Annotated in this window: 11 protein-coding genes; 5 read left to right on the top strand and 6 right to left on the bottom strand. The window is 71.1% G+C overall.

Translation table 11 applies throughout. The features are described from left to right. Positions 1-37 precede the first annotated feature (37 nt). The gene (locus ACFWPI_RS33525; protein WP_380377955.1) at positions 38-1,243 is read right to left on the bottom strand and encodes an RNA-guided endonuclease InsQ/TnpB family protein; all 1,206 of its coding nucleotides are present in this window, start codon (positions 1,241-1,243) and stop codon (positions 38-40) included. 140 nt (positions 1,244-1,383) lie between these two features. Further along, positions 1,384-2,556, bottom strand: a complete 1,173-nt coding sequence (locus ACFWPI_RS33520) for a hypothetical protein (protein WP_380377953.1) — start codon at positions 2,554-2,556, stop codon at positions 1,384-1,386. 854 nt (positions 2,557-3,410) lie between these two features. Between ACFWPI_RS33520 and ACFWPI_RS33515 the strand changes: the two genes are divergently transcribed. Together ACFWPI_RS33515 and ACFWPI_RS33510 are read left to right on the top strand one after the other, a co-directional pair. Further along, positions 3,411-3,830, top strand: coding sequence for a peptidase inhibitor family I36 protein (locus ACFWPI_RS33515; RefSeq protein WP_380377951.1), 420 nt, complete (start codon positions 3,411-3,413; stop codon positions 3,828-3,830). Between the two features lie 408 nt (positions 3,831-4,238). Beyond that, a complete protein-coding gene (locus ACFWPI_RS33510) occupies positions 4,239-4,580 on the top strand; it encodes a hypothetical protein (RefSeq protein WP_380377949.1) in 342 nt (113 codons plus the stop codon). Positions 4,581-5,043: 463 nt separating this feature from the next. On the opposite strand, the gene ACFWPI_RS33505 is transcribed toward ACFWPI_RS33510, so the two are convergent. Continuing rightward, positions 5,044-6,264, bottom strand: coding sequence for a hypothetical protein (locus ACFWPI_RS33505; protein WP_380377947.1), 1,221 nt, complete (start codon positions 6,262-6,264; stop codon positions 5,044-5,046). 312 nt (positions 6,265-6,576) lie between these two features. Between ACFWPI_RS33505 and ACFWPI_RS33500 the strand changes: the two genes are divergently transcribed. Together ACFWPI_RS33500 and ACFWPI_RS33495 are read left to right on the top strand one after the other, a co-directional pair. Beyond that, positions 6,577-7,092, top strand: coding sequence for an AAA family ATPase (locus ACFWPI_RS33500; RefSeq protein WP_380377945.1), 516 nt, complete (start codon positions 6,577-6,579; stop codon positions 7,090-7,092). A gap of 215 nt (positions 7,093-7,307) precedes the next feature. After that, positions 7,308-8,036 carry a hypothetical protein gene (locus ACFWPI_RS33495; protein ID WP_380377943.1) on the top strand — a complete coding sequence of 243 codons (729 nt, stop codon included), beginning with the start codon at positions 7,308-7,310 and terminating at the stop codon, positions 8,034-8,036. Between the two features lie 26 nt (positions 8,037-8,062). Here ACFWPI_RS33495 and ACFWPI_RS33490 read toward each other — a convergent pair whose 3' ends face one another. Next, positions 8,063-8,590, bottom strand: a complete 528-nt coding sequence (locus tag ACFWPI_RS33490; protein WP_380377941.1) for a hypothetical protein — start codon at positions 8,588-8,590, stop codon at positions 8,063-8,065. 338 nt (positions 8,591-8,928) lie between these two features. Here ACFWPI_RS33490 and ACFWPI_RS33485 point away from each other — a divergent pair, with 338 nt between their 5' ends. Further along, positions 8,929-9,381, top strand: a complete 453-nt coding sequence (locus tag ACFWPI_RS33485; RefSeq protein ID WP_380377939.1) for an FAD-dependent monooxygenase — start codon at positions 8,929-8,931, stop codon at positions 9,379-9,381. On the opposite strand, the gene ACFWPI_RS33480 is transcribed toward ACFWPI_RS33485, so the two are convergent. Both ACFWPI_RS33480 and ACFWPI_RS33475 read right to left on the bottom strand, forming a co-directional pair. Further along, positions 9,362-10,096 carry a dienelactone hydrolase family protein gene (locus tag ACFWPI_RS33480; protein ID WP_380377937.1) on the bottom strand — a complete coding sequence of 245 codons (735 nt, stop codon included), beginning with the start codon at positions 10,094-10,096 and terminating at the stop codon, positions 9,362-9,364. The two genes, ACFWPI_RS33485 and ACFWPI_RS33480, sit on opposite strands and share 20 nt — an antisense overlap. A 185-nt stretch (positions 10,097-10,281) precedes the next feature. Further along, positions 10,282-11,709, bottom strand: a complete 1,428-nt coding sequence (locus tag ACFWPI_RS33475) for a M14 family zinc carboxypeptidase (RefSeq protein WP_380377935.1) — start codon at positions 11,707-11,709, stop codon at positions 10,282-10,284. Between the last annotated feature and the right edge of the window lie 64 nt (positions 11,710-11,773).

The raw sequence follows: 11,773 nt of genomic DNA, 5'->3' as shown, positions 1-11,773 counted from the left end.
TAAAGGACGGGGATTCCTAGCTCACTTCGCCTGGCCGTCAGCGACGGGCAGGGCTTACAAGATCAGCACTAGCCGGGGCGAGACCAGCCCGGACGAGCATCACCCGGGCGGAGTTCTTGTCCCTGGGAGAGGAGACTCCGCACGCGGTGCACGTATACGTTCTCTCGGAAAGGGGAAGGCGGTGCTTGGCTCTCGCACCGCAGTGCGCGCAGTCCATGGTGGTGTGCGCGGGGTCGACCAGGTGCACGGACCTGCCGTGCTTGCGGCCCATCTCGATCAGGGCGCGCTTGGTCGCCCCGATCGCGGCGTCGGCGGCCTTCCTGGCCATGGTGGTCCTGGCGAGGAACTTCGGCCGGAAGTCCTCGACGGCTATCGCGTCGTGGTCGCGGACGACCTGCTTGGCCCACTTGCGGCCGGTGTCCTGCCGCTGCCGGGCGACCTTCCTGGATACCTTCGCGGCCTGCCGCCGGGCCTCGCGGTAGCCCTTCGTCTGCGCCTTCCCCTTCGGGGCCCGGCGGCGCGCCATCTGCCGCTGGTACTTCGCCAGACGTCGGGCGGCCGTCCTGCCGTGCTCCGCGTGCGGGAGGTCATGCGCGTCGGACGTGGTGGTGGCGGTCTCCCTCACGCCCCAGTCGATCCCGATGACCGCACCGGTCTCCGGCAGCGGCCGGACCTCGGCGGCCACGACGAACGAGGCGTACCAGTGCCCGACCGCGTCCTGGTACACGCGCACACTCGACGGGACACACGGCAGGTCACGCGACCACACCACCGTCAGCACGATGCCGCCCGCGAGGTGCAGCCGGCCCTCCTTGAGCCGGAACCCGCGCTGCGTGTAGTTCAGCGACGGCCGGGAGTCCTTGAGTTTCTTGTGCCGGGGCATCCCGGCGCGCTGCTTGACCGGCAGCTTCGCCTTGATGTCCTTGAGCGCCTTGGCGCGGGACCTGGCGAAGTCGCGGATGGTCTGCTGCTGCGGAACGGACGCGCCCTCGCGCAGCCAGCTCATCGACTGCCGGGCCCCGGTCAGCATCCTGTCGAGCTGTGCGGGGCCGCACGTGGTCTTCTCCGCGGCGGTCGCCCTGTTGTGCTTGTGGACCTTGCGGGACATCGCCACGGATTCGTTCCACACCCAGCGGCACTTCCCCCACTCCGCTTCGAGCAGTGCCAGGGCGGTGGCCGACACGCGGAGCCGGTAGGTGTACCGGGCGTACCCGGCCTTACCGGCCGTCGCTGTCGTCATCATGAGCCGCAACCTAACAGCCCCCACCGACAACAGAAGAAAGCGCAGGTCAGAGCAGATGTGCAGAGAACTCCGCCGCTTCACGGCTCCGGGCCGAGGACCCATTCCTCCCCGGCCTGAAGGCCGGAGCCTCCTGGGAGAAATCAGGTGATGCCCTGGTCTTGGGCGGTCGGGCCCGGGCGGAGGGTCCATGGCACCTGGTCGGTGCTGGTGAGCCATCCGTTCGCCACGAGACGGTGCACGATGAAGAGGTTCACCTCGCGCAGGTCGGGGCGCGAGCCCAGCCCCTTGCACAGCTGCCTGAACGACGGACCGTGTCCGTGCTCGGCACGGAAGGCCACCGTGAACTGCGCGGCCTGCGGCCCGCGGTCCGGGTGCGCGTCCTTCCACCGCTTGTACGCGGTCTGGCTCCTGCCGTCCAGGGAAGGCTGCTGTGACGGTCGGGGCGGGGGCAGTGTGAAGGCCATCGCGACCCGTTCCGGGCCCAGCGCGCACAGGGCGCAGTACTCGACGCTCTCCGCGTGCCGCCGCAGGGCGGGTGTGGCCGCGTCCTTCCACTGCGTCCACGCGGCGGCGTCGAAGTCGAATCCCGGAGTCACGGTGGTGCCGGTGCGGGTGCCGGCTTCGGGGTCTGCCGCCTTCTCCTGGGCGGTGGGCGGGCGCATGCCCGCGAGGTGGCCCACCTGGGGATCCAGGCGGTAGCGCCCGTCGGCGAGTTCGGCGAGGAAGCCCTTGGCCAGAAGGTCCGGCAGAGCGGCCCGGCAGGCTTCGGGAAGGTCGGGCGGGATCTGTCCGAGGAGCGTGGAGGTGCTGTGTGCGGCGGCGAACAGGGCCGCCAGCCGGGCGGCCGGCGGGAGTTTGCGGACCGGCTTGGCCGACAAGGCCCGTGTGGTCCACCCGGATACGCGCGAGCGCACGGCTTTTCCGAACGGCAGGGGGTGGTCGGCCTCGCGGGCCAGATCCGGCACGGTGACCGGCGTCGCAGGTGCGACCGGGTCACTGTTGAAAATCGTGTCGTCCATCAACCAGCCCAGGCCGCGGAGGGCGTCGACCGCTTCGCGGGGATCACCCAGCCGCAGGGCGGACAGGTCAGTACCGGTGAGGTTGCCGGTGCCGCCGCGTGCGGCCCGGATCGCCACCACGACGGCCAGGAGCTGCTGGCCGGGATCCGGCAGTGGCAGGGCGGCCACGTAGCTCAGCAGCGTGCGCGCCGCCGCGCCTTGCTGGGGTGTCAGGAGGAAGGGCAGCGCCTGGGGTTTGCCGGCCGGAACGGCGGTGGCGTTGCTGGAGCTGGGGGTGGATGCAGGCTGTGGCACGCCTCCCCCAACGCGCCGCACCGGCTGAGGTTACTGCCTGGGTCCCGTCCGGAGCAGCCCGCCGCCCGCCGGGCCGCGAGGCGCCGACGTGGTGGGAGACGGCTACGGCTGCGGCTGCGGCTGCGGCCGAACGGAAGGGGTCGGCGGTTCCGTGCGCGGACTGCCGAGCCGAGTGCCGCAATCTTCCCGGGACGCATGGGGGTCCGCTTCGCCGAAGGCCGCCGAGAGCCGTCCAAGCGCTCGGACCCGGTGGAGGTCCCACCATGCGAGCCGCTCTGGTTGTCCATCAACGAGAAACCGGCCAAACGCCAGGTGAGCGGCGGACGATCCGATTGTCTGCGGACAAAGCAGGGGACGCGGGGTGAGTGTCACGCCGGGCGAGCTCGCGGACGGTGACCCCCGACGCCACCTCCCGCACGAACCCGGCCAGGGCATCCGCCTGCTCGGTCTCCCCCTTGAGCCGCCCCTGCGGACGTCCAACACCAGCCACCCCAAGCCCCCTTGTCCTGTCCGGCGGCCAAACCGGGTTGTCCGCCGCCCACCTGGCCTTCGGCCGGGTTCTTGTAGATGGACAATCAAACAGGCTGCACTGTGGAGTCTCCACCGGTTCTTCGGACAACTTGCAGGGTCCCGTGACACGGCCGTCTCCGCGTACGAACACGACCGGCCGGACCACTGGGGAGCCGCTCCGGCCGCACCGGGAATAGCGCGGTGTGGCGGGAGAGATGGGCGTCGGCAGTCGATCGTATTTGTGAAACCGTTTCGGCAAGAGCCAAGGAATCCTCACAAATCGTCCGGAGCGCTACGTGTGGAAAGCACTGCAGACCACGAGATTGACAAGAAAGAGGAAGAAAATGCGCAAGCAGTTCGCGCTGGCCGCGGCCAGTGCCATCCTGATGATCGCGCCTGCGGCCGGCACCGCCTCGGCCCAGGCGGCCGCCGGCGAAAGGAGCGACGCTCCTGCCGTGATCTACCCGATCGCCGTCAGCAGCGAGTCCCTGGCCACGGTGTGGGACAACTGCCACCACACCCAGGCATGCCTGTTCTCGGACACCAACGGCGGCGGCCAGATGTGGGAGGTTCCCAGCTCCGGACGCTGGAGGCTTGCCAACTACGGCATGGACTCCAGGACGAGCGCCTTCTGGAACAGGAGTGGCGGCACCCTGAGCCTTTACGAAGGCGACAACTACCTGATCGGCTCCGGCCCCTACGGCCCGCCGGTGAACGTCCCGTGGGGAATCAACGACAAGGCGACCTTCGTCAACCTCTTCTAGCAGCACCGCCGTTCAGCCAGGGCGGCGCCAGGGCTGTCAAGGGCCGGTGGTGAACATGTCGATGCTGATGGCGGCCTCGTAGGTAGCTCGGTCGATGGCGGGTCCGCGAGTCTTGCATCCAGAGATCGCTCGTTCAACGATGCGCTCTTCTGTGCGGACCCGCCATTCGGCCAGGAGCCTCCAAGGAGGTCTCCCGACTGCCGATCGATGGATCAACGGCCCGTCAAGCAAAGGAAACCCGCACCACAGACCCCGTAGCAGCCGCAGTCGTCCCACTGGACCTGAAAACTTCCGACGAACCTTCAAAGGAGGAATCGCCGGAATATCGGGACGGCCGAACAAGGCGGACATTTCGCCAGGCATCGCCACTGGGTCTCTGAACAGAAATCACACGAGAAGGAGCATCGAATGATCAAGCGACTGGCGGGAACGGTGATACCCGTCCTCGCAGCAACAGCACTCCTGACCGCCGGCCCGGCCAGCGCCGCCGGGACCGGCTGGTCGAGCTGCGACCGCGGCTTGTGCGACTACGCCTACGTGGAAGGCGCGATCGGAACGATCACGGACGACAGCGACGACGGAATCGGGGCTGCCCTGGACCTCTATCTTTCCAGCGGCGAACACACCGGCATCTTCATGATCGCTATGGGACCCAAGGCGAAAACCTTCAAGTACCCCATCAAGCAGGCCCGGATCTGCAACTGGAACGGCAGCCTCTCGTCGTGCGGTGCCTGGAAGTACTTCCCATAAGCTCACCAGCCACGAGCAGCCGGTCCAGTCGGCGGCGAGAGCGTGGTCAGCCTCGGGGCCGAACCGGCGCCAGATCACCGTGCCGGCCCCCAGGCGCGCATCAGCAGCAGCGGACGGGGCAGCACCGGGCGGGCGGGACGGCCACGGATCCCGCACAGGGTCCGCCCCCTGTCCCCGGCGTGCCCGACACCGGGCACACCCTCGACCCCGACCGCGGGGAACTCCACCAGCACGCGCGCGGTGCGGCGGGACCACAGCGGGCCCGCCCCGGCGGCGGGTTGACGCCGCCGGGGGGGGTGGGGAAGCGGGGGTGGGGAAGCGGGGCGTTCGTGCGGCCGTCCGTCTGCGGGGCGGGTGAGGTGGTTCGCGCTGCCCGGGACCGCTGACCCGGCCGTCGGCCTTCGACTCGCGCAGCACCATGGTGGCGACGCCCTGGCGCCAGTCCGGGAACGCCACCGGAGCGCTACATGGTCCAGCGGATGGTCAACGGCTTGCCGTAGCCCGCGAGGCCTCGAAGGAGGAGCTCACCCAGGACGATTCCGCTGTCGGTGACGAAGAACGGCATGGAGTACGGGAAGTCCTGCGACCACGCGGGAAGCGCGATGACGGACCCGTCGGGATTCCAGCGCTGCGCGTAGAGCTGGGCGCGGGCCGGCCACGGGTCGCTGGTGTACCCGACGATGACGCCCTGGTCGTTGATACCGGTGGCGACGTTCGTGAGCGTGGTCGGCGCGAGCGGCACAGGCGTGCCGTCGACGGCCCAGCGCGCTGCCTGTCCTCCCAGGCTGCCCACCACCGTGCCCGCGTTGTTCACGGCCTTCGCCTGGCTGCCCGCACCCAGGTCGGAGACGGCGCCGGCGGCGTTCCAGACGAGGGCGTGGTCCGCGCCCGGCTCACCGCCCGGCCGGCCGGCCCCGATCACGACGCCGGAGTCGGTGATGCGGGCCGCGCTGCTGGTCACGTAGCCCGCCGGCACGTCGAGCGCGGTGACGGTCCCATCGGGGCTCCACGCCACCGCCCGCCGGGAGGCGATACCGCCGGCCGGGTACGAGTAGCCGACTGCCGTACCCGAGCTGTTGACGGCGACGGCCTCGCTCTCGGTGTCACCCGGCAGCGGCGGCAGGACGACGGGTGCACCGCTCGGCGGCCACGCGACGGCGTGCTTCGCGCCCTCCGCGCCCGCCGCGCCCCAGGAGGACCCCACCGCGGTGCCGTTGTCGCCGATCGCGGCAGGGGACGCCGTCGTGTCGCCGGGCAGCGGAAGCAGTTCGGTCGGTGTGGACGGGGAAGTCCATCGCACCGCGTGCTGCCGGCCCCCGACCTGCGCGCCAGAAGTCCCTACCACGGTACGGGCGTTGTTGATCCCGACCGGACTGCCACCGGCGTCCCCCGGCAGCAGCGCGAGTTGTTCGGTCGACCAGTCCGCCTTCCAGAGCAGCATGTACGTCCTGATGTTCTCGTTACGGGTGAGGTCCCCCACGATGACGAAGGAGACGCTGTCCCCGTTGCCGTTGGCGGCCTTGAGCTCACTGGAGTAGGTGCCGGGCTCGATGGGCGGCGACCCGACCGAGATGCCCCCGGGGTAGGGGTCGGCGGCCGCCGCCGGTGCCGAACCCACGGCCAGGGCCGCGGCCGTGGCGGCGGCGACGGCCGCCGCGACTGTGCGAGAGGTGCGCTTGCTCATGGGTGTGCAGCTCCTGTCTCTCGTTGACGTCACGGAGGCACCGCCGAGCCGATGGCACGCCGCTTCCCCGCCCCCGTGCCGCGCACCAGTCTCCGCCAGCCCGGCCGGGACGCGCAGCCCGATCGGTGATTTGCCCCCGACCGGTTCGTCGCCGGATCAACGCGAACTCGCCGACAGAACACGGATGTTGCGGCACCGGAGGGCGACTTGCGGCCGGATCCTGGGGGACGAAGGACAGGTGTCCCGCTATGGTCGGCTGGACACTCAGGATCCGGGGTACCGGTCATCGACGGAAGCGGGGCTGGAATCGGCATGGTCAGGTCTGTGGTGCGGTTGATCACCGGGGCACCGGGGGCGGGCAAGTCGACACTTCTGGGCCGGCTGCGGGAACGGCCCGTCACGGTGGTCGACTTCGACGAACTGCCCGACGACGACGGCCGGTTGCTCGGTATCGACATCACCTCCCCGGACGCGTCCGGCATCTGGCCCGACTACAACCGCCTGTGGGTGCGGATCGCGGGCATGCTCGCGCGAGGAGGCGGGCCCGTCCTGGTGTCCTGCCCCCTCACCCCGGCCGAGTGGGAGGCCGCCGCGGCCGATGTGCCGGACGCCCCGGAGGTCGTCTGGGCCCGGCTGGACTGCGCGGACCACGACCGCCGCGTCCGTTTGGCCGCCCGCGGCTGGAGCGCGGAGCAGGTCGAGGAAGCCCTCCAGGACGCCGACGAACTGCGCGAACTCGTCCCCACGGCCTTCACCAGCTCCGACCGTACCCCGGTGGAGGTCGCCGAGGACGTCCTGCGGTGGATCACCGGCTCCCCCGACGCCTGACCCGGCGACGATCGGAACCGACTCCCCTCCCCCGGACGGGTCGACCACGGCGACCGCTGCCGGCGGCCACACGACCGGCGCCGGTGACCCCCGGCAGCCGGCCGTCGGGTGTTGGGTGTCGGGTGTTGGGTTGACGAGATCGTTCGTACTCGGGACCATGTGTCGCCGCGTGCGTGCGCGGGTGTGTGCAGACCGGATTCGTGGGGTGTGGGGTCATGAAGTTCGTGGTGTCCGAGCGGTGCGTGGGAAAGGTCGGGCTGGCCGTCGGCGCGGTACTGGTGTTGGCGGCCTGCGCGGCAGGCGGGGGCGATGGCGCGACGGCCGGTTGGCCGGGGGCCGGCAAGCCGGCGCACGGCCCGGCCCCCACCGAGGCGGTCGACTCCGTCAACGCCGTCAGCTCCGTCGGCTCCGTCAACGCGGTCAACGCCGTCAGGGCCGCGTTCGGCAAGGCTGCCGGGACCGAGGAGCTCACCGGGCTCGGCGCTGCGTCCGGCCCGGTAGCCGGGGTCCAGCAGGCCGGTGCGCCCGCGACCGCCCTCTCGATCACGGAGGGCGAGGTCGGCGAGGTGGGTCCGCACGGGACGATCACCTACCCATCGGTGACCAGCTGCCTGGTCGTCACCGTCTACCTGCGGGACGGCGGCAAGGTCGGCGGCCATGTCAGCCTGTTCCAGGTCCCGGGGAAGTACTACTCGGACGAGGTCCTGCCGGCCATCAGGCGTGCCGTCGGTGGCCGACGGGTGGCGGCCGTCGACGTCAGCGGGGCCGTCGGGGCCTGGAACCCCTCGTACCTTCGGAAGGCCATCGAGCGGTACACCGACGGATCGGTCCCCGAGCCGACGGGCGACGCGAAGGGGATCGGTGACGTGGTGGCCAAGATCCTGGGCCGACAGGGCAAGGAGGTCACCGTCCGGGACGTACCGGACGGCGACATCACCAGGTGAGCAGCACGTCGACGGCCCGGCTCCGCTCAGAGCGCCAGTTCGACGAGGCCCGCGAGCAAGCCGACGACGATGCCCAGGACCGCCACGGCCGCAAGCCCGATGAAGAGGCCGACCACCAGGGTCATGACCTCCGGGGCCTCACCACGCCGGACTCCGACCAGCAGCCAGCCGGCCGGCACGGCGCCCAGTACGAGGACCGCGCCCGCGCCGGCGCCGTACTTCACGGCGGGCGACGACGACGGCTCGTAGGCCACGCCCCGCACCAGCCGCACCGGGAGCCGGGTGCCGGCCCGGTGCTTGCCGGTCGTGCCGTTCACCACGATCGGGCGGGCCTCGCCCGCGGAGGCGCCGGCCGGCGTGAACCGCCCCTGGCAGTTGGTGCCGTCGCTGTTGCCCTCGCTGTCGGACACCTCGTAACAGCGGTCCACCAGCACCACGCCGTCCGGCGGGCCCAGCCCCATGGCCGCGCCCATCCGCTCCGCGCTCAGCCACCAGGCCAGCCACACCGCCCCGGTCAGGAGCGCGACCGCCAGCATCCCCGCCACCGCACGCACCGCCACACCCCACACGCCGCCTCCCCGCGCACGCACCACGACCGCTACCCCCCGTTGTTGCTGCTGCGCTCGCCGCCCCCGCCACGAAGCCGCGCCCGCCGCGCAGAGCCTGCCCGACCGACCGTCGGGACCGATACGGCCAACTGAGGATGACAGCAAGGAAGTTGGCGTGCAATGCCCCACCCGGGCCCGGCAGCACCCGATGCCGGTGAGCGGCGTGGCGGCGGACGGACGCGCCAGTGCGCACGTGGAGGCGGTGCCGGCGTGGCGGAGGCCGCAGTCCGGTCCGCTCTTCTCCTCAGCTCGGCGCGGGCGCCGCACCGTCGAGGACGAGGTCGATGACCTGGAACCTCACCACCAAACTCGTCTCGGTCCTGCGCGGCCACGCCGACCCGCGGCTGCTGGACGACTACGAAACCGAGCGCCGCGCAGTGGGCCGGATCACCGTGGACCAGGCACTCCTGCGCGCCCGCGACCGCGCCCGGGCCCCGCCCACGCCTCCCCGGACCCCCTCACAGCCCTCGGCGCCGCCATGCGACAGGCGTTGGGTGGCTCTGTCCACGAGAACCGACAGCACCCGTACACGAGTTCGGGCAGCACTCGAAGCTCTGCAGAAATCGAACAGTTCTGACTTCAGGCAGCACGGGCCCCTGCCGAGAGTTCGGCAGGGGCCCACGGTGCAGAGATCTGTTGACGGCCGGGACCTGCCGTCGACCAGTGGCAGGCCGGCCGACATCGGCTACCGTCTGCCGCCGGTCCGACGGCCCGGCCTCACCTCAGGTGTCGGGTGAAGAACTGAGCCGCGGCGTCCCCGGCGAACTGCGGGACGCCGGTGTGCCCGCCCATGTTGGCGTGCAGGGACTTCTCCTTCGAGCCGAAGGCGTCGAACAGGTCCAGGGCCGCCTGCCGGTCGTTCCCTTCGTCGTCCCACTGCAGCAGGACATGCAGCGGAATGGTGACCTGCCGGGCCTCCTCGAACATGGAGCGGGGCACGAAACTTCCGGCGAACAGAACGGCCGCCGAGATGCGCGGCTCGACCACCGCCAGCCGGACGCCGATGGAGATCACTCCCCCCGAGTACGCGACCGGGCCGCCGATGTCGGGCAGCGTGAGGAGGGCGTCCAGGGCGGCCCGCCATTCCGGGACCGCCTTGTCGACCAGCGGGAGGACGAGGGCGTCGACGATCTCGTCGCCGACCGGCTCGCCGGCCTCCATCGCCCGGCGCAGGTCAGCGCGGGCCTGCTCCACGGCGGGCCAACGAGGCCGGTCGCCGCTTCCGGGGAGCTCGATGGTGGCCGTGGCGAAGCCATCCGCCGCGGCGTGCCGGGCCCGGGCCACCAGTCGGGGGTACATCCTGCGCAGTCCGAGGGGAGGGTGGCCGAGCAGGATCAGCGGCGCCGGCGCGGATGCGGATCCGGGCGTCCACAGGATGCCGGGGATCTCGCCGAGGGTGAACTCGCGCTCGAGGACACCGTCGTCGAAACGCTGTTCAGAAGTGAAGTGCATGGTCGTGCCTTTCGGGAGGGCTCTGGAACGGCGCTCCCGGACGACCTATCGCCCGACCGTGACCCCGGAGGAGAGCACCCATGTGAATACTGCGTTCACGGGTACCACCTCCTCGTTCTCTCGCACGGCCTCCGAAAACATAGCAGCGGTCACCTCGTCCGCCAAACGGGTTTTTGCGGAGGGCTCTACCGGTCGCGCCGAACGCCGGGCGTCGTCGGACGGCTGAGCTCCACGGCGGCCTGGACGGTGTTCGCCTGGTGCTCTGCCTGGCGGGCGACGGGCAGCCAGCGCGGCTGGAAGCGCTGCTGGTACTGGGCGCACCAGTCCTGGAGGAGGTGGTCGAGTCGGGCGGTGGCCGGTGTGGTGGGTGCCTCGGCGGCGCGGCGGAGCAGCGCGGCCGCGCGGACCGGGATCCGGTGGGCCCACAGTTCGATGCCGGCGAGTCTAGCCTCGGTCATGGGCGTCGGGTGGAGGAGGCGCTGTCCGGCGGCCTGCGGGTCCCATTCGTGGGCCAGTTGCCGCGATGCCGTCAGCGGCGTGCGCGCGGCCCGGAGCAGGGCGGTGTCGTCCAGGTGGGGCAGAACTTCGTCCATCAGGTCGGTGACCAGGCGTCCGCGCTCCCGGACCTGGCCGGCGCAGGCGGTCAGGCGCGCGTAGGGGTCGTCGGCCGGGCGGGCGTCCCCGAGGTGGGCGCTGGCCCAGACCGGCGTCTCGACGATGACCGTCTCGCCGCCGTAGCGCTGGGGGGCGAACCAGGTGGTGGCGCGGACGCCTCCTGTCTCCTGGTGCTGGCCGGTGTGAGGTTGGCCGGTGTGAGGTTGGCCGGTGTGAGGTTGGTCGATGTCGGGTTGGTCGAGGTGAGGTTGGTCGGTGTGAGGTGGCGCCAGCATTCCGGTGCTGCTTTCCTGCTGGTCGATGTGGTGCGGCGCCATCATGAAGACGCCCGGGCCCGCTTCGCGCAGCCAGAAGGCGTCGTAGGGGCCGGTCTCGACCGGGATCCCGAGTCCGGCGGCGGATTCTGCGAACGGCTCGGCGAGGCCGGCCAGGTCGCAGGTCGACTGGAGGAAGGTCCCGCCGACGTCGGCGCTGTGGAGGGAGAACTGGAGGGACGGCCGGAGGTCGTCGATCAGGTCGAGGAGGATCCGGCTCTCGGGCAGTCTCCCGCCGATCGCCGGGGCCCACTCGGGTTGTTCCTCGGCGGCGGGGCGGAAGTAGTGCTCGAAGTACTCGGGCAGGCTTCGGGTGCCGGCGCCGGCCTCTGCGAGGCGTGCCCCGTCGGGGTCGAGGCAGAGCAGAAAGTTCCAGGTCACCGCCTCGTGCAGAGACGGCTGCGCGAGGACCCGGTGGGCCAGTTCCACGATGCCTGCGCGGCCGGAGAACTCGTCGGCGTGCGCACCCGTCACGATCAGCACGCTGTCGGTGGCGGTGGCGCGGCCGATCGTCAGGAGCACCAGCGGCTGGCCGGCGCGGGAGGTTCCGGCGGTGCGCACGCGGCAGGGTTCCGGGTGCCTGGCGGCCAACAGCTGTGCTGTGTCGGCGAGTTCTTCCAGCGTGGGGTGCCGGTCGTGAAGCAGGATCGCCCTGCCGGCGCTGGTCGACGTATCGGTCAACATCGGTGCCCTCCCTTGTCTGCCCGCCAGTCTCGCGCCAACGGCGGCGGCCTGCACCTCATGGTGC

Source organism: Kitasatospora sp. NPDC058492 (assembly GCF_042720685.1).
Classification (GTDB): Bacteria; Actinomycetota; Actinomycetes; order Streptomycetales; family Streptomycetaceae; genus Kitasatospora.
The sequence above is the reverse complement of the archived record's forward strand: the minus strand, read 5'-3'. Positions and strand labels throughout refer to the sequence as shown.